Raw genomic sequence first — 16,786 nt, 5'->3', positions numbered from 1 at the left:
GGCAGACCCCTCCCACATTTTTAACTGAGTGCATTCAGTTAGAGGCGGAACCGCCCCACCATCCCATTCAAATCCACCGCCAACCGCGACAACTCACTGCTCGCCGCACTGGTCTGGCTGGCGCCGGTCGCCGACTGCACCGACAGGTCACGAATGTTCACCAGGTTGCGGTCCACTTCCCGTGCCACCTGCGCCTGCTCTTCCGCTGCGCTGGCGATCACCAGGTTACGTTCATTGATCTGCACAATCGCCGTGTTGATGGTGTCCAGCGACATCCCTGCGCCTTTGGCGATGTTCAGTGTCGATTCAGCACGTTCGGTGCTGTTACGCATCGAGTCCACCGCGTGCTCGGTGCCGGCCTGGATACTGCCGATCATCCGCTCGATCTCGCTGGTGGACTGCTGGGTGCGATGGGCGAGGGCGCGTACTTCATCGGCCACCACCGCAAACCCACGCCCGGCTTCACCGGCGCGCGCTGCTTCGATGGCGGCATTCAGGGCCAGCAGGTTGGTCTGGTCGGCCAGACCGCGAATCACGTCCAGCACCTTGCCGATATCCCGCGACTCATTGGCCAGGTCGCCAATCAGCGTGGCGGTGGCTTGTACGTCGCCGCTCATGCGTTCGATGGCGCTGACGGTTTCCTGTACCAGGTCACGGCCATCGCCGGCCGAAGAGGTGGCATTGCGCGAGGCTTCGGAAGTGCTCACCGCATTGCGCGCAACTTCTTCGACAGCGCTGGTCATCTCGTTGACGGCGGTGGCGGCTTGCTCGATTTCGTTGTTCTGCTGGGTCAGGCCACGGGCGCTTTCGTCGGTGACGGCGTTCAGCTCTTCGGCGGCGGAAGCCAACTGGGTGGCAGAGCCGGCGATGCGTTGCAGGGTGTCGCGCAGCTTGTCCTGCATCTTGGCCATGGCGGCGAGCAGGCGTCCGGCTTCGTCGTTGCCATCAACCTTGATCGGCCGCGTCAGGTTACCTTCGGCCACTTCTTCGGCGGCTTCCAGCGCCTGGGCGATCGGGACGGTGATGCTGCGGGTCAGCAGCCAGGCAAACAGCACGGTCAGCGCCGTAGCGATCACCAGCAGGCCCACGACCAGGTCGAAGGCCGCGTTGTATTGGTCTTCCGCCTCCTGGTTAGTCGCCAGTGCCATCTTGTTGTTGATGTCCAGCAAACGGGTGAGCACTGCGTTGACTTGCTCGGAGTTGCTCAGCAGCTCGGTATTGAGCAGCGTACGCAACTCTTCCACCTGATTGGCGCGGGACAGGCTCTTCATGCGCTCTTCGATCTGATGGTACTGGCCGAGCAAGCGCACGTATTCGTTGTAGGTGGAGCGCTCTTCGCTGCTTTCGATCAGTTTTTCGTAGACGTCCTGGGCGGTGCGGATCTGCTGGTTGCGCAGCTCGAAGGACTCCAGGGTCTTTTGCTGTACGTCCGGCTCGCGGTTGGTCAGCAAGCGGTACGACAGCACCCGCAGGCGCAGGGTCAGTTGGGTGAACTCATCAAGCGCACGGATGCTTGGCACGCTGGACAGGGTGATGTCTTCGGTCGCGCCACGGATCTTGCTCATCTGGTTCAGGGCGAACACACCGAGAAACAGCATCAGTGCACCAATAAACGCAAAGCCGAGGAAGGCCCTCGGAGCGATATTCATATTACGAAGCGACATGCGGGAATCCTGGGGAGAAGCGCGATCCGTGCGGGGGGTGAGACGGGGTGTGCCTCTCTATCGGTCCTACGACTAAAGTCTAAAGGGGCGTGTGCGTTTTTGTCGCATCTGACGAGGGGTTTGGCCGATTCAGGAACCAGATCGGGTAAATGCAGTCACTAAGGCTCGAAAGTGCGGCCCGGCCCTTAAAAATCGGGCTGCGCGCCGGGGATAACCCTGGCATACGAGGTGAATTTTCTTTATCGTCACCGCCCTTTGAAAAAGCCCGAGAAATCAAAATGTTAGAAGCATCCCTCAGCCAATTGGAACAACTGGTCAGCGACCTGGTACAGCAGAATCAAGACCTGCTGGGCCGCAACGAATCCCTCAAGGCCGAACTGGCTAACGCCAAGGATGAGAACGACAGCCTGCAACTGAGCCTGATGGAACAGGAAGAAAAACACGGCGCTACCGCTGCCCGTATCCAGGCGTTGGTTGAGCGTGTGAGCGCAGGGCCTGTCAGCGCATGAATGAAGGGATAAAGGTCGTTTCGATTCTCGGAGAGGATTACTCGATCAAGGCGCCAGCGGGGGAAGACAAGACCCTGATGCACGCCGTGACCATGCTCAAGGCCTCCCTGGCCACCACCAAGAAAAAGTACCCGACCCTGATCGGTGACAAATTACTGGTGCTGGCGGCGCTGAACCTGTGCGCCGAGCAGATCGAATTGCAGCAGGCTCATCAACAGGAACTCGACCGTTACCAAGAGCAAGTCAGCGCCACGGTCGATGTAATCTCCAAGGTGATTGGGCAGCCATAATAAAAGCATGCTGGCGCGCAACGTTTTTCAGCGCGCGCCAGGCTTTTTCCGATGTTTACTCGTACACGATTTCGATGCTGTATTCGTCGAAGGCTTTAAATTTGAAAACTTTGTTAATTACTGTTTTCTCATTTCCCAAAACGTCCAGGACATCGCCTGCGTTGGCATGGATCAAGTATTCATCAAGCGTTATAGCTCCTGCGATCGAAGGCTCGCCGCTCTTATCGACGAGAATAATTTTCGGGGCGGTTTTCATGTTGATTCCTCAAAATGGGCAGCAGTAGGTCATTGGTATGGAAGCCAGTGTGAACACGCTCTCAACACCTGAAAGCCTACCCCTTGAAAAGTCTCCTCGGTAACTGTCAGAAATCACAGTTGTTTAGAACTCTTGTTCATTAGCTCGCACGCCCAGACTATTTCGCCGCTATTAGAACCACGCATCCCGCATCCCCAGGCACGTATCATCGCGTGCCTCCAGAATCGCCAGTTCATGATGGCAGCTCGGTACTTCCCAGGTCAGGAAGTAACGGGCGGCCTGGAGCTTGCCTTTATAGAAGGCAACATCCGCCGCATTGCCCCTGGCCAGCCCTTCTTCGGCGCGAATCGCCTGCTCCAGCCAGCGCCAGCCAATCACCGTATGCCCGAACACTTTCAGGTACAGCGCCGAGTTCGCCAGGCTGCTGTTGACCTTGCCGTGGGCGAGATCCGTCAGCAGGCCCAGGGTGACTTGTTGCAGGCGCGCTACCAGGTGTTCCAGCGGTTCTCTGATGGCGGTAAGTGATGGGTACTCCTGGGCGCGGGCGCCGGTTTCGGCGATCAGGCGGATCAGTTGCTTTAGCCCCGCGCCGCCATTCTGCGCCAGCTTGCGCCCGAGCAAATCCAGGGACTGGATGCCGTGGGTGCCTTCGTGGATCGGGTTCAGGCGGTTGTCGCGGTAGTACTGTTCCACCGGGTATTCGCGGGTGTAGCCGTGGCCGCCGAGGATCTGGATCGCCAGTTCGTTAGCCTTGAGGCAGAACTCCGAGGGCCAGGATTTGACGATGGGCGTGAGCAGGTCCAGCAGCTCGTGGGCCTGTTTGCGCTCGGTCTCGGTTGCCAGTGTGGTGGTGTCATCGAATAGGCGCGCGGCGTACAGGCCTAGGTCGAAGGCGCCTTCGACGTAGGCTTTTTGGGTCAGCAGCATGCGCTTGATGTCGGCGTGCTGGATGATCGACACCGGCGCCGTTGTAGGATCTTTGCTATCAGGCAGACGGCCTTGCGGGCGTTCGCGGGCGTATTCCAGGGAATACAGGTAGCCGGCGTAACCGAGCATGACCGCGCCCATGCCGACGCCGATGCGCGCTTCGTTCATCATCTGGAACATGCAGCTCAGCCCCTGGTGTGGCTTGCCCACCAGATAGCCGACACAGTTGTCGTTATCGCCGAAATTCAGCGCGGTCGACGTGGTGCCGCGCCAGCCCATCTTGTGAAACAGCCCGGCCAACAACACGTCGTTGCGTGCACCGAGGCTGCCGTCATCGTTGACCAGGAATTTGGGCACGATAAACAGCGAAATGCCCTTCACCCCGGCCGGCGCGTCCGGCAGCTTGGCCAGCACCATGTGCACGATGTTTTCCGACAGCGGATGGTCGCCCCCGGAGATAAAGATCTTGTTGCCCTTGAGGCGATAGCTGCCGTCAGCCGCAGGTTCGGCGCGTGTACGAATATCCGACAGCGATGAGCCCGCGTGGGGTTCGGTCAGGGCCATGGTGCCGAAGAAGCGTCCGTCGATCATCGGTTGCAGGAAGCGTTGCTTCTGCTCCTCGGTGCCGAAGCTTTCGATCAGGTTGGCCGCGCCCATGGTCAGGAACGGGTAGGAAGTAGACGCTGCGTTGGCCGACTGGAAGTGCGCAAAGCAGGCCTGGGACAGCAAGGTCGGCAGTTGCATGCCACCGGCTTCGAAACTGCGGGCGGCATTGAGGAAGCCGGCCTCCAGGAACGCATCCACGGCCGGTTTGACTTCCGGGATCAGGATCGCCTGACCGTCTTCGTAGCGCGGTTCGTTTTCGTCGTTTTTGCGGTTATGCGGCGCGAAATATTTTTCGGCGATGGAGCGGGCCGTGCTGATGGCCGCATCGAAGGTTTCGCGGTTGTGCTCGGCAAACCGCTCGCGCTGGGTCAGGCCCTCGGCATCGAGGACTTCGTACAGCTCGAAAGCCAGATTGCGGGAACTGAGCAGCGTCTCGGACATGGCGGCTTACCTTTGGAGGAATTGGCCTGAGTCTAAGTGTGCGAATGGAGGGTGGATAGCAAGATTGATCTGGGTGATGGAGGACCAGAATGTGGGAGGGGGCTTGCCCCCGATTGCGGTGTGTCAGCCAGAGATAGGTTGGCTGATCCACTGCAATCGGGGGCAAGCCCCCTCCCACATTAGTTAGCCGATGGTCATCAGGCTGGCGTTGCCGCCCGCCGCAGCGGTGTTGACGCTCAACGCCCGCTCGATCACCAGGCGCTCCAGCGCGATCGCCGTTTCGCCCTGCGACAAACCGTGTACGCCGACAATCGCCCCACCACGCTGTGCCACTTGCTGGCACACCGCACGCAGTTGGTCGGAATCACCGTGATGCAGGACCGCGTCAAACACCACCTCGTCCTTGGTCCAGTCAGCCACGCGCTTGATCTTCGCCTGAATATCCTTAGGCAGGCGTGGGAACAAGGCCTTGGTCAGGTCAGTTTCCGGCCATACCGCAGAACCACCCACCGCCAGCACTGCCGCCAGTTGCGTCAACAGATCGCCTTCCACGTCCGCCAGGCACAACACGTGCTCGCGGGGCAGGATGGCGTAGCTGTTGCGCTCGCCGGTCGGGCCGGCCAGTTGGCGGGTGATACCGCTCTGGGACTGCGCGGCGAACTGGCTGCACAGGGCACTCAGCTCGCTGAACGACTGGCTGTCAGCCCAGGCTTTCAGGGCGGTCAGCGGTTGGCTCATGGCGTCGCGCAGACGTACATCCGGTGCAGCCAACTTGTCGCCACGTATGAAGGATTGCTCGATCGCATCGGTAGGACGAGTCGACAGCAGGCGGTACAGGTACAGCGGGCCACCGGCTTTCGGGCCGGTACCCGACAAGCCTTCGCCGCCGAACGGTTGCACGCCGACCACGGCACCCACGATGTTACGGTTCACGTAGACGTTACCGGCATTGACGTTGTCGATCACCTTGGCGATGGTCTCGTCGATACGGGTGTGCACGCCCAGGGTCAGGCCGTAACCGGATGCGTTGATCTGGCCGATCAGTTGGTCGATCTCTTTACGCTTGTACCGCACCACGTGCAGCACCGGGCCGAAGATCTCGCGTTGCAGTTCGTCGAAGCTTTCCAGCTCGATCAGGGTTGGCATCACGAAGGTGCCGCGCTTGACCTCTTCACCATCGGCAATCGCCACTTGGTACACATTGCGGCCTTTGTCGCGCATGGCCTGGATGTGTTTCTCGATGCCGGCTTTGGCTTCGGCGTCGATCACCGGGCCAATGTCTACCGACAGGCGTTCCGGGTTGCCGAGGCGGCATTCAGCCATGGCGCCCTTGAGCATTTCGATGACGCGGTCTGCCGAATCTTCCTGCAGGCACAGTACACGCAGGGCCGAGCAACGCTGGCCGGCACTGTCGAAGGCCGAAGAGACTACGTCGATAACCACCTGCTCGGTCAGCGCCGAAGAATCCACGATCATCGCGTTCTGGCCACCGGTTTCGGCGATCAGCGGGATCGGACGACCCTGGGCATCCAGACGACCGGCGACATTGCGTTGCAGCAGGCGCGCCACTTCGGTGGAGCCGGTGAACATCACGCCTTTGACGCGATCATCACCCACCAGGCGGGCACCCACGCTTTCGCCCTGGCCCGGCAGCAGTTGCAGCACGCCTTCCGGAATACCGGCTTCCAGCAGGATGCGCACGGCTTGTGCAGCGACCAGCGGGGTTTGCTCGGCAGGCTTGGCCAGTACCGGGTTGCCGGCGGCCAATGCGGCGGCAACTTGGCCACTGAAAATTGCCAGCGGGAAGTTCCATGGGCTGATGCAGACCACCGGGCCCAGTGGGCGGTGGGCATCATTGGTGAAGTCGTTACGGGCCTGTACGGCGTAGTAACGCAGGAAGTCCACGGCTTCACGCACTTCGGCAATGGCGTTGGCGAAGGTCTTGCCAGCTTCGCGAGCCAGCAGGCCCATCAGCGGCTGGATCTCGCCCTCCATCAGGTCAGCGGCGCGTTCCAGGATCGCAGCGCGTTCGGCGGGCGGAGTAGCCTGCCAGATCGGGCCTGCGTTGATGGCGCATTGAATCGCGTTGTCGACGTCTTCGACCGTGGCTTCTTGAACCTGGCCGACCACATCTCGCAGGTCAGACGGGTTCAATACCGGCGCAGACGGCTGGTCGCTGGAGGCGCAACCCAGCATCGGCGCAGCTTTCCAGTTGTTGTGTGCGGTCGCCAGCAAGGCGCAGGACAGCGACGCCAGGCGGTGTTCGTTGGCCAGGTCGATACCCGCCGAGTTGGCGCGGTCGCTGCCGTAAAGGTCACGCGGCAAGGGGATACGCGGGTGCGGCAAGCCGAAGCCGCCTTCCTGCGTAGCCATTTGCTCGATGCAGGCCACTGGGTCGGCCACCAGCTCCTGAATGGAGATGGACTGGTCGGCGATGCGATTGACGAACGAGGTGTTGGCGCCGTTTTCCAGCAGGCGTCGAACCAGATAAGCCAGGAGTGTTTCGTGGGTGCCGACCGGTGCGTACACGCGGCACGGACGGTTCAACTTGCCTTCGGATACCTTGCCTACAACCTGTTCGTACAACGGCTCACCCATGCCGTGCAGGCATTGGAACTCGTACTGGCCGGGGTAATAGTTCTGGCCGGCGATATGGTAGATGGCCGACAGGGTATGGGCGTTGTGCGTGGCGAACTGCGGGTAGATGACTTCCGGCACCGACAGCAGTTTGCGTGCGCAGGCAATGTAGGAAACGTCGGTGTAAACCTTGCGGGTGTAGACCGGGTAGCCTTCCAGGCCTTCGACCTGGGCGCGCTTGATTTCGCTGTCCCAGTACGCACCTTTTACCAGGCGGATCATCAGGCGATGGCGGCTGCGGCGCGCCAGGTCGATGACGTAGTCGATCACATACGGGCAACGTTTCTGGTAGGCCTGGATCACGAAACCGATGCCGTTCCAGCCGGTCAGTTGCGGCTCGAAGCACAGGCGCTCCAGCAGGTCCAGGGACAGCTCCAGGCGGTCGGCTTCTTCGGCGTCGATGTTCAGGCCGATGTCGTATTGCTTGGCCAGCAGGGTCAGGGACAGCAGGCGCGGGTACAACTCGTCCATTACACGCTCGTACTGCGCCCGGCTGTAACGCGGGTGCAGTGCCGACAGCTTGATGGAAATGCCCGGGCCTTCATAAATCCCACGACCGTGAGAGGCTTTGCCGATGGAGTGAATGGCTTGTTCGTACGACGCCAGGTATTTCTGGGCATCGTGTTCGGTGAGTGCGGCTTCACCGAGCATGTCGTAGGAATAGCGGAAACCTTTGGCTTCGAACTTGCTCGCGTTGGCCAGGGCTTCGGCGATGGTCTCGCCGGTGACGAACTGCTCGCCCATCAGGCGCATGGCCATGTCGACGCCCTTGCGGATCATCGGCTCGCCGCTCTTGCCGATGATGCGGCTCAGGGACGAGGTCAAGCCCGCTTCGTTATGGGTGGCGACCAGTTTACCGGTCAGCAGCAGGCCCCAGGTGGCGGCGTTGACGAACAGCGACGGGCTGTTGCCCAGGTGCGGGTGCCAGTTGCCGGTGCTGATCTTGTCGCGGATCAGCGCGTCACGGGTGCCTTTGTCCGGGATGCGCAGCAGCGCTTCGGCCAGGCACATCAGCGCCACGCCTTCCTGGGACGACAGCGAGAATTCTTGCAGCAGGCCCTGAACAATACCGGCACGGCCGCCGGCACTCTTTTGATTGCGCAGTTTCTCTGCAATGGAGGCGGCCAGCTTATTGGTAGCTTCGGCCATCGGGGCCGGCAGACGGGCCTGTTCGATCAGCATCGGTACCACTTCCGGCTCAGGGCGACGGTAAGCGGCGGTGATCGAGGCGCGCAGTACGGACTGCGGCAGGATGCTCTCGGCGAACTCAAGGAAGCATTGGTGCGCGTGGTCTGCCTGGACCTCGCCTGCATCATCGGCGTCCTTGCTGCTCAAGCCATTGAGTTCGGTCAGGGTTGCACCACCCTCCAGTTTCTCCAGGTAATTGAAAATCGCCTGCTTGATCAGCCAGTGCGGCGTGCGATCAATGGAGGTCGCGGCAGCCTTCAGGCGTTCGCGGGTCGGGTCGTCGAGTTTGACCCCAAGGGTGGTCGTCGCCATTTTCTTATCCTCATGGGTGCCACTACCGAGTGGCATCAGCTGGGGGCAAGATTAGCTTTGCGCATCAAGAGGTGCAACCGGGTGCAACCTTTTTTATCCATGAAATTCTCGACGTTCATCCGAAATAAATTTGGCGACAACTGAATCTGCTTTGTCTTGGTGCATTTGCTTCTGACTTCGGCTGTTCTTGCTCCGAAAAGGAGCAAAAACAGGGCGTTTTGTCGATTTCATATCTGGGTGCAACTTATTCGAAAGAAACTGGTTGCACCTTATTTGCTTTGTTGAATAGCATTCGCGACCAAGGTGCAACCGTCGGTAAAACGAGGTTCATCGGCTGACGGCTTTCCTGGGGAAACGTCAGTCATAAATGCGCGGCACACAGGTTCGTTTACCCAGCTATACAGTGGGTAGCGTCTGTCAGACCGCTGCTACATAAAAACAAAGCCAGGGCGTCACTCATATGAGCGTTAGTAATCCAACCTTGATCACGTTCGTGATCTACATCGCAGCAATGGTGCTGATCGGCCTGATGGCCTATCGCTCCACCAACAACCTTTCCGATTACATCCTGGGCGGTCGCAGCCTCGGTAGCGTGGTGACAGCCTTGTCCGCCGGTGCTTCCGACATGAGCGGCTGGTTGTTGATGGGCCTGCCGGGCGCGATCTACATGTCCGGTCTGTCGGAAAGCTGGATCGCCATCGGCCTGATCGTCGGTGCTTACCTCAACTGGTTGTTCGTGGCCGGTCGCCTGCGGGTACAGACCGAGCACAACGGTGACGCCCTGACGCTGCCGGATTACTTCTCCAGCCGTTTCGAAGATAAAAGCGGCCTGCTGCGCATCATCTCTGCGGTCGTGATCCTGGTGTTCTTCACCATCTACTGCGCATCCGGCATCGTGGCCGGTGCCCGTCTGTTCGAAAGCACCTTCGGCATGTCCTACGAGACGGCGCTGTGGGCCGGTGCTGCGGCGACAATTGCCTACACCTTCATCGGTGGTTTCCTGGCAGTGAGCTGGACCGATACCGTGCAAGCCACGCTGATGATCTTCGCGTTGATCCTGACGCCCATCATCGTGCTGCTGGCCACCGGCGGTGTTGACACCACGTTCCTGGCGATTGAAGCCAAGGACCCAACCAGTTTCGACATGCTGAAAAACACCACCTTCATCGGCGTAATCTCGCTGATGGGCTGGGGCCTGGGCTACTTCGGCCAGCCGCACATCCTCGCGCGCTTCATGGCGGCGGATTCGGTCAAGTCGATCGCCAAGGCGCGTCGTATCTCCATGACCTGGATGATCCTGTGCCTGGCCGGTACTGTGGCCGTGGGCTTCTTCGGTATTGCCTACTTCTCGGCGCACCCGGAAGTGGCAGGTCCCGTGACCGAAAACCCTGAGCGTGTGTTTATCGAGCTGGCCAAAATCCTGTTCAACCCGTGGGTTGCCGGTGTCTTGCTGTCGGCGATCCTGGCGGCTGTAATGAGTACCTTGAGCTGCCAGTTGCTGGTGTGCTCCAGCGCCCTGACCGAAGACTTCTACAAAGCGTTCCTGCGCAAGAACGCCTCCCAGCTCGAACTGGTATGGATCGGTCGCCTGATGGTGCTGGTGGTTGCCCTGATCGCCATCGCCATGGCCGCCAACCCGGAAAACCGTGTACTGGGTCTGGTGAGCTACGCCTGGGCTGGTTTCGGTGCCGCATTCGGTCCTGTGGTCCTGATCTCGGTGATCTGGAAAGACATGACACGCAACGGCGCACTGGCCGGTATCCTGGTCGGCGCGATCACCGTGATCGTGTGGAAGCACTTCGAACTGTTGGGCCTGTACGAAATCATCCCAGGCTTCATCTTCGCCAGCCTCGCGATCTACTTCGTGAGCAAAATGGGCGCACCGACTGCCGGTATGGTTGAGCGTTTTGATGCAGCGGAAAAAGACTACAACCTCAACAAGTAATTCGTCTGGCGCTGAGCGTCCGATGAGTTGAAAAAAGGCCCGCGTCCTACGGATGGCGGGCCTTTTTTTGTGCGTGTTTTTTCACGGGTTGAGGGCGATTCATACGCCCATGTGTAGGGCTTTACTGATTTATCGGACGCGCGCTCTGCAGGGCAAGGCAGTGGTGCAGAATCCACCGCCTAACCCTCGCAGAGAAACACCGGATGTTCGCTCCTGCCAATCAATGTGCCTTTACCCTGACCCTTGACGGGGAACCGAGTGAACTCAAGGTATTTGAGTTTCACGGCGCCGAAGCCGTCAGCCAGCCCTATTGTTTTGACCTGGAGCTGGTCAGTGAGCAGCCCGACCTCGATTTGGAGAGCCTGCTGCATCGCCAGGTCTATCTCGGTTTCGACGACCAGGGGCATGGCATTCATGGCCTGGTCTATCGGGTGGCGCAGGGCGATTCCGGGCGGCGCCTGACGCGTTATCAGATCCAGCTCGTGCCGCAGCTTGCGTATCTGCAGCACAGCAGTCACCAGCGCATATTCCAGCACAAGACAGTGCCGCAGATCGTTGCGCTGGTGCTGGCGGAGCAGGGGGGCCATGCCGACCAATTCGAGTTTCACCTGAGTGGCGATTACCCCGAGCGCGAGTATTGCGTGCAATTCGGTGAAAGCGACCTGGCCTTCATTCAGCGGCTATGTGCCGAGCAGGGTATTCACTATCACTTCCGGCACTCGCCCGAACGGCATCTGCTGGTGTTTGGCGATGACCAGACCGTGTTCGCCCAGCCAGACCAGCCGACGCCCTATCAGCCAGGTTCCGGGATGGTGGCGGATACGCCTGCGATCAAGCGCTTTGTGGTGCAACTGGCAACCCGCACCACGGCGGTCAACCTGCGCGACTACGATTTCCGTAAGCCGAACCTGGTGTTGGAGAGTGGCGTTGCCGGCGCACAGTCGCCACGGCTTGAAGAGCAGGGGTACCCCGGTCACTTTTCTGATCGGCCCCACGGTAAATACCTCGCGCAACGGGTGTTGGAGCGGCACCGTAGCGACTATCGAATTGCCCGTGGCAGCGGTGATGATCCCGCATTGGTCTGCGGCCATTTCCTCACGTTGACCGGTCACCCGCGTGACGCATGGAATGACTTGTGGCTGGTGACGCACGTTACCCACGAAGGTAAACAACCCCAGGTGCTGGAGGAGGCTGTGACCGAGGTTGCCGGTGGCGATTTTCGTCAGGGTTATCGCAATGAGTTTGTTGCCTCACCGTGGGACGTGATCTTTCGCCCGCCCTTGCCCGAGCAACCGCGGCCGACATTGGCGGGTTATCAAAACGCTGTGGTGACTGGCCCCGTCGACAGTGAAATTCATTGTGACGAATACGGGCGGGTCAAGGTGCAACTGGCCTGGGATCGACTCGGGGAGCACAACGACCATTCCAGCTGCTGGCTGCGGGTGGCCAGCGGTTGGGCCCATGACCGCTATGGTGCGGTACTTATTCCGCGAGTGGGTATGGAAGTGCTGGTGGGGTTCGTCAATGGTGATATGGACATGCCGCTGGTGATGGGTTGCCTGCCCAACGCGGCGACGGCGGTGCCCCTCGACCTGCCCGCAGACAGGACCCGCAGTGTCTTCCGTAGCCAGAGCAGCCCCGGCGGCGGTGGTTACAGCGAGCTGCGCATCGAAGACCGCAAGGGCGCCGAGGAAATCTACCTGCGCGCCCAGCGGGATTTTACCCAGCATGTGCTGCATGACCAGCGGGTGGAGGTCGACAATCAGCGTCGCATCAGGGTGGGGGGCGAGTCGCACCATGAACTGCAAGGTGAAGAGCAGCGCATTACCCACGGCAACCGCCTGATCGAACTCAAGCAGGATGATCACTTGGTCGTTGGTGGTTCGCAGCAGATGCGCGCCGGGCAGACCATTCAGATCGGCGCAGGGCAAAGCGTTGTGATTGACGCCGGGGCGAGCGTGACGATTCAGGCGGGCGGGCAATCGATCACCCTTTCGGCGGGCGGGATTTTCAGCAGCGTGCCGATCCAGCTTGGCGGCGGGCCTGCTCCGGCGGCGGCACCGTTGATGCCGGGGATTCAGGAAAAACTGCTGGCGATAATCCCCGCGCCGCTTAGCCTGGTGCAGGTGGCCAGCTTGAAACGTAGTGCGCCCTTTTGTGAGGAATGTGAGCGTTGCAGGAACGGGCAGTGCGCTGTCACCCATTCAACTCAGCCTTAAAAGGAATTTATCCCCATGTCTGAACGGTTGGCTCCCAGCGCCTGGCTGGCACAGGCTCCTTTGCTTGCGAATGAGCAGCTCTTCGTGGTGTTGGGCGCTGCCAGCGACGCCAAGCCGCTTGCCGCCTGGCGAGCCACCGCAGCTGGAATGCTGCCCCAACCCATCTGGGCTGGCACGGCTTACGCAGAATGGGAGGAGGTCATGCCTTACGTAGGCATTGTCTCGCCTGACAGTGCATTCCTCGAATGGGTGGCAACCACTGAAGCCCTGGATTGGGGTTGGCTGGCGGTGTCGTCCAGTTCGCTGGAACCCGTGCTCGCGCACCTGCAAAGCTTGACCAAGGTCTACCTGCCGGACGGCCAGGAGGTGTTTTTGCGATTCTGGGATGGCACCCAGCTTCTGCCGATGTTGCAGGGCTTGGGTGATGAGGCCGCAAGCGTGTTGCCGGTTTTTCAGCGGTACCTGATCAATGGCCAACCGCTCACGGTTGCAACGGGGCCAGCGACCGAGGCCAAGGCCAGCCCTTGGTGGCGAGTCCCAGCAGCGCTGCAGGCGCACTTGGCAGGGCAATCACCGCAAACCCTGATCGACAACCTGCTGCAATGGCTGCAAGAGCAGCGCCCCGACCTGTACACCGCGTTCACACCGGCGACCTTGCAGCACAAGGTCGCCTACTGTGCCCGTCGGCCGGATATCAGCCATGAGGCGCTCACCGATTACCTGGCCTTAGAGTTGAGTTGAGCCCAGCGCCTGTTGCAGGTCGTCGATCAAGTCTTCAATCGCTTCGATGCCCACTGACAGGCGAATCATCTCCGGCTTCACACCAGCCTTGGCCTGTTCCTGTTCGTTCATCTGTCGATGGGTGGTGGACGCGGGGTGGCAGGCTAGGGACTTGGCGTCACCGATATTCACCAGGCGCTTGAAGATTTGCAGCGCATCGTAGAAGCGTACACCTGCTGCGTACCCGCCCTTCAGGCCGAAGGACAGGATCGCCGAGGGTTTACCTTGCAGATATTTGTGCGCCAATGCGTGATGGGGGTGGTCCGGCAGGCCCGCATAGCTGACCCATTCCACATCGGCATGGCCTTGCAGGAACTGCGCGACCTTGAGGGCGTTTTCCGTATGACGCTCCATGCGCAGGGCCAGGGTTTCCAAGCCTTGCAGCAGCAGGAAGGCGTTCATGGGCGCCAGGGCTGCGCCGGTGTTACGCAACGGCACAGTGCGGGCGCGGGCGATGAAGGCGGCGGGGCCGAATTTTTCGGTGTAGACCACGCCGTGGTAAGCCGGCTCGGGCTGGTTGAGGCCGGGGAATTTTTCCGGGTATTGGGTCCAGGGGAAGGTGCCGCTGTCAACGATCGCACCGCCCAGGGAGTTGCCGTGGCCGCCGATGTATTTGGTCAGCGAGTGCACAACGATGTCGGCGCCGAACTGGATCGGCTTGCACAGGATGGGCGTTGCCACGGTGTTATCCACCATCAGCGGTACACCACGGGCATGTGCGACGTCCGCCAGGGCTTCGATGTCGATGATATTGCCCGCCGGGTTGCCGATGCTTTCGCAATACACCAGCTTGGTGTTGTCATCGATCAGTTCTGCGATGGCAGCGGCACTGTCGTCGCGGGCGAAACGTACGTCGACGCCGAAGCTCGGCAGCAAATGGGCGAACAGCGTGTAGGTGCCGCCGTAGAGCTGCGGGGTGGTGACGATGTTGTCGCCGGCGCGGGTGAGGGTCTGGATCGCGTAGTGAATGGCCGCGCTGCCTGCCGACACGACCAGGGCCGCGATACCCCCTTCGAGGGCGGCGATGCGTTGCTCCAGCACATCATTGGTGGGGTTCATGATGCGTGTGTAGATATTGCCGGGCACGTCCAGATTGAACAGGTCGGCACCGTGCTGGGCGTTATCGAATTCGAATGCGACGTTCTGGTAGATCGGCACGGCGACGGCCTTGGTGGTCGGATCCGACTTGAAGGCGTGGTGCAGTGCGATGGTGGCGTCTTTCATGATTGTTATTGACCTCCCTGGATAGTGGATCGCCACAATAAATCCGCCCTGGGCCAGCCATTAGATTTTTTTCAGCCCGCGTCCTGGCTTTAGGGCATAAGCACCGCCCGGCACGCCGCCCTGCACCTTTGCCCTCGTAGAAGGTAAACTTCGCCCCCTGCGCAGGAGCAACCATGAATTATCGTCACGCCTTTCACGCCGGCAACCACGCCGATGTCTTCAAACACCTGACCTTGACCCGCCTCATCGCCCTGATGTCGCGCAAGGAGCAGCCGTTCGCCTACCTCGACACCCACGCCGGGATTGGTCTGTACGATTTGCAAGGCGATCAGGCCAACCGCACCGGTGAGTACCTGGAAGGCATCGCGCGCCTGTGGGGCGAAAGCGATCTGCCGCCGCTGACAGCCGATTACATGCGCGTGCTGCACGAGATGAACCCGGACGGTCAGTTGCGCTACTACCCAGGCTCGCCGGAACTGGCACGGCGCCTGACGCGCCCACAGGACCGCGTGCTGCTCAATGAAAAGCACCCGGAAGATGGCGTGCTGCTCAAGGACAACATGAAAGGTGATCGCCGGGTCAAAGTGCACTTGGGCGAAGGCTGGCATGTACCGCGCGCCTTGCTGCCCGTGCCGGAAAAACGCGCGCTGATGCTGATTGACCCGCCGTTTGAAAAACTCGACGAGATGCAACGTTGCGCCGCTTCCCTCAAGGAAGCCGTCAGCCGCATGCGCCAGACCGTCGCGGCGATCTGGTACCCGGTGAAAGATCAGCGCATGTTGCGCCGCTTCTACCAGGACCTGGCCGGCACCGGCGCGCCGAAGCTGCTGCGTGTGGAGTTGCTGGTGCATCCGCTGGACACGCCCAACACCCTGACGGGTTCGGGCCTGGCGATTGCCAACCCGCCGTGGGGCTTGGAAGAAGAGTTGCGCGAACTACTGCCATGGCTGTCCAAGAAACTTGGCCAGACCCAGGGTGGGTGGCAGATGGATTGGCTTATTGCCGAGTAACCAAGTCTGGCGCTAAACCAATGTGGGAGGGGGCTTGCCCCCGATAGCGGTGGGTCAGCTACAGATGTACTGACTGATACTCCGCCATCGGGGGCGAGCCCCCTCCCACATTTTGATTCATGTTGATCTTAGATCGGGCAAGTCACGCCAGTGCCGCCGATCCCGCAGTAACCCTGGGGATTCTTGGCCAGGTACTGCTGGTGATACGCCTCGGCGAAGAACACGGTCGGCGCCTCCTCGATTTCCGTGGTGATATCACCCAGGCCGGCCTTGGTCAGCTCTTGCTGATAAGCCTCGGCGCTGGCCTTTGCCGCCGCCAATTGCTCCGGCGTGGTCGCATAGATCACCGACCGATACTGGCTGCCGATGTCGTTACCCTGGCGCATGCCCTGGGTCGGGTTGTGCAATTCCCAGAACATCTTCAACAGGTCTTCGTATTTCACTTTGGCCTGGTCATACACCACCAGCACCACTTCGCTGTGGCCGGTCAGGCCCGAGCAGACTTCTTCGTAGGTCGGGTTCGGCGTAAAGCCGCCCGCGTAACCGACCACCGTGCTGACCACGCCATCGCGCTGCCAGAACTTGCGCTCCGCGCCCCAGAAGCAACCCAGGCCGAAGATCGCGAAGCCGACGTCGTCCATGAATGGGCCCAGCAGCGGGTTGCCGTTGACGAAGTGCGTCTCCGGCAAGTTCATCGGGGTTTCACGACCAGGCAACGCTTGTTCTTGAGTAGGCAGCACGTTTTTGTTCACCAGGATTTCCGAGCGCAAGACCATGA

At 60.5% G+C, this 16,786-nt stretch carries 11 protein-coding genes and 2 pseudogenes; 6 read left to right on the top strand and 7 right to left on the bottom strand.

Annotated elements, in window-relative coordinates:
- Window positions 1-38: 38 nt before the first annotated feature.
- Together NDJ82_RS27715 and NDJ82_RS27710 are read right to left on the bottom strand one after the other, a co-directional pair.
- Window positions 39-638, bottom strand: a pseudogene (locus tag NDJ82_RS27715) (methyl-accepting chemotaxis protein); the annotation flags it as partial.
- Between the two features lie 303 nt (window positions 639-941).
- A pseudogene (locus NDJ82_RS27710) lies at window positions 942-1,598 on the bottom strand (MCP four helix bundle domain-containing protein); the annotation flags it as partial.
- Window positions 1,599-1,942: 344 nt separating this feature from the next.
- On the opposite strand from NDJ82_RS27710, the gene NDJ82_RS18165 reads away from it, so the two are divergent.
- Window positions 1,943-2,173, top strand: coding sequence for a hypothetical protein (locus NDJ82_RS18165; protein ID WP_099583742.1), 231 nt, complete (start codon window positions 1,943-1,945; stop codon window positions 2,171-2,173).
- Complete coding sequence (locus NDJ82_RS18160) at window positions 2,170-2,463, top strand: cell division protein ZapA (RefSeq protein WP_112193081.1); 294 nt, start codon at window positions 2,170-2,172, stop codon at window positions 2,461-2,463. Before NDJ82_RS18165 ends, NDJ82_RS18160 begins: the two co-directional genes overlap by 4 nt.
- A 55-nt stretch (window positions 2,464-2,518) precedes the next feature.
- Here NDJ82_RS18160 and NDJ82_RS18155 read toward each other — a convergent pair whose 3' ends face one another.
- The 3 genes from NDJ82_RS18155 to putA form a co-directional block, all read right to left on the bottom strand.
- Window positions 2,519-2,719, bottom strand: coding sequence for a hypothetical protein (locus NDJ82_RS18155; RefSeq protein ID WP_250926015.1), 201 nt, complete (start codon window positions 2,717-2,719; stop codon window positions 2,519-2,521).
- Between the two features lie 171 nt (window positions 2,720-2,890).
- Window positions 2,891-4,693: an acyl-CoA dehydrogenase gene (locus tag NDJ82_RS18150; RefSeq protein WP_250926014.1), complete on the bottom strand. Its 1,803-nt coding sequence runs from the start codon at window positions 4,691-4,693 to the stop codon at window positions 2,891-2,893.
- A gap of 183 nt (window positions 4,694-4,876) precedes the next feature.
- Window positions 4,877-8,830, bottom strand: a complete 3,954-nt coding sequence (gene putA, locus NDJ82_RS18145; RefSeq protein ID WP_250926013.1) for a trifunctional transcriptional regulator/proline dehydrogenase/L-glutamate gamma-semialdehyde dehydrogenase — start codon at window positions 8,828-8,830, stop codon at window positions 4,877-4,879.
- 460 nt (window positions 8,831-9,290) lie between these two features.
- Between putA and putP the strand changes: the two genes are divergently transcribed.
- From putP to NDJ82_RS18130, 3 genes are all read left to right on the top strand, one after another.
- Window positions 9,291-10,775 carry a sodium/proline symporter PutP gene (gene putP / locus NDJ82_RS18140; protein ID WP_099583739.1) on the top strand — a complete coding sequence of 495 codons (1,485 nt, stop codon included), beginning with the start codon at window positions 9,291-9,293 and terminating at the stop codon, window positions 10,773-10,775.
- A 203-nt stretch (window positions 10,776-10,978) separates the two neighbouring features.
- Window positions 10,979-12,994 (top strand): type VI secretion system Vgr family protein, encoded by a 2,016-nt coding sequence (locus tag NDJ82_RS18135; protein ID WP_250926012.1) that lies wholly within the window; start codon window positions 10,979-10,981, stop codon window positions 12,992-12,994.
- Between the two features lie 15 nt (window positions 12,995-13,009).
- Window positions 13,010-13,735 (top strand): DUF4123 domain-containing protein, encoded by a 726-nt coding sequence (locus NDJ82_RS18130; protein WP_250926011.1) that lies wholly within the window; start codon window positions 13,010-13,012, stop codon window positions 13,733-13,735.
- On the opposite strand, the gene NDJ82_RS18125 is transcribed toward NDJ82_RS18130, so the two are convergent.
- Entirely contained in the window at window positions 13,721-14,998 is a 1,278-nt protein-coding gene (locus NDJ82_RS18125; RefSeq protein WP_150677445.1) for an O-acetylhomoserine aminocarboxypropyltransferase/cysteine synthase family protein, read from the bottom strand. The genes NDJ82_RS18130 and NDJ82_RS18125 overlap by 15 nt on opposite strands.
- 173 nt (window positions 14,999-15,171) lie before the next feature.
- Between NDJ82_RS18125 and NDJ82_RS18120 the strand changes: the two genes are divergently transcribed.
- Window positions 15,172-16,008 (top strand): 23S rRNA (adenine(2030)-N(6))-methyltransferase RlmJ, encoded by an 837-nt coding sequence (locus tag NDJ82_RS18120; protein WP_016975658.1) that lies wholly within the window; start codon window positions 15,172-15,174, stop codon window positions 16,006-16,008.
- A gap of 128 nt (window positions 16,009-16,136) precedes the next feature.
- Here NDJ82_RS18120 and msrA read toward each other — a convergent pair whose 3' ends face one another.
- Entirely contained in the window at window positions 16,137-16,784 is a 648-nt protein-coding gene (msrA, locus tag NDJ82_RS18115; RefSeq protein ID WP_112193089.1) for a peptide-methionine (S)-S-oxide reductase MsrA, read from the bottom strand.
- Between the last annotated feature and the right edge of the window lie 2 nt (window positions 16,785-16,786).

Origin of the sequence: Pseudomonas sp. SR18, assembly GCF_023701505.1 — a bacterium.
GTDB classification, from domain to species: Bacteria; Pseudomonadota; Gammaproteobacteria; order Pseudomonadales; family Pseudomonadaceae; genus Aquipseudomonas; species Aquipseudomonas cyclaminis.
The sequence above is the reverse complement of the archived record's forward strand: the minus strand, read 5'-3'. Positions and strand labels throughout refer to the sequence as shown.